This is a genomic window from Rhodoferax sp. EU05-FHT12H12 (assembly GCF_058791215.1).
Map to the genome: position 1 here is coordinate 1 of NZ_JBYTDI010000016.1, position 1,182 is coordinate 1,182.

Annotated in this window: 1 protein-coding gene; it reads left to right on the forward strand. The window is 59.7% G+C overall.

Annotated elements, in window-relative coordinates; translation table 11 throughout:
* A partial coding sequence (tuf, locus tag AC3WS7_RS18675; RefSeq protein WP_492657393.1) for an elongation factor Tu occupies window positions 1-1,182 on the forward strand: 1,182 nt, incomplete at its 5' end.

Below are 1,182 nucleotides of genomic sequence, written 5' to 3' on the forward strand. Positions count from 1 at the left end.
GAAAAATTCACACGTACCAAGCCGCACGTCAACGTAGGCACGATTGGCCACGTGGACCACGGCAAGACCACGCTGACAGCGGCTATCACCACCGTGCTGGCAGCCAAGTTTGGCGGCTCTGCCAAGGCCTACGACCAGATCGACGCGGCACCTGAAGAAAAAGCACGCGGTATTACCATCAACACCGCCCACGTGGAATACGAAACGGCCAACCGCCACTACGCCCACGTGGACTGCCCTGGACACGCCGACTATGTGAAGAACATGATCACTGGTGCTGCCCAAATGGACGGCGCCATCCTGGTCTGCTCCGCTGCTGACGGCCCCATGCCCCAAACCCGCGAGCACATCCTGTTGGCTCGTCAGGTGGGCGTGCCCTACATCATCGTGTTCCTGAACAAGTGCGACATGGTGGATGACGCTGAACTGCTGGAACTGGTCGAAATGGAAGTGCGCGAGCTCCTCTCCAAGTACGACTTCCCCGGTGACGACACCCCCATCATCCACGGTTCCGCCAAGCTCGCCATGGAAGGCGACAAGGGTGACCTGGGTGAAGGCGCGATCATGAAGCTGGCTGACGCACTGGACAGCTACATCCCCCTGCCCGAGCGCGCAGTGGACGGCGCATTCCTGATGCCCGTGGAAGACGTGTTCTCCATCTCTGGCCGTGGCACCGTGGTGACCGGTCGCGTTGAGCGCGGTATCGTCAAGGTCGGCGAAGAAATCGAAATCGTCGGTATTGCTGACACCCAGAAGACCACCTGCACGGGCGTGGAAATGTTCCGCAAGTTGCTGGACCAAGGCCAGGCTGGCGACAACGTCGGCATCTTGCTGCGCGGCACCAAGCGTGAAGACGTGCAGCGCGGCCAAGTGCTGTGCAAGCCCGGCTCCATCAAGCCCCACACCCACTTCACTGGCGAAATCTACGTTTTGTCCAAAGACGAAGGTGGTCGTCACACGCCTTTCTTCAACAACTACCGCCCCCAGTTCTACTTCCGTACAACGGACGTGACCGGTGCGATCGAGTTGCCAGAAGGCAAGGAAATGGTGATGCCTGGTGACAACGTGTCGATCACTGTGAAGCTGATCAACCCCATCGCCATGGAAGAAGGCCTGCGTTTCGCGATCCGCGAAGGCGGCCGTACCGTGGGCGCTGGCGTGGTTGCAAAAATCATCGCGTAA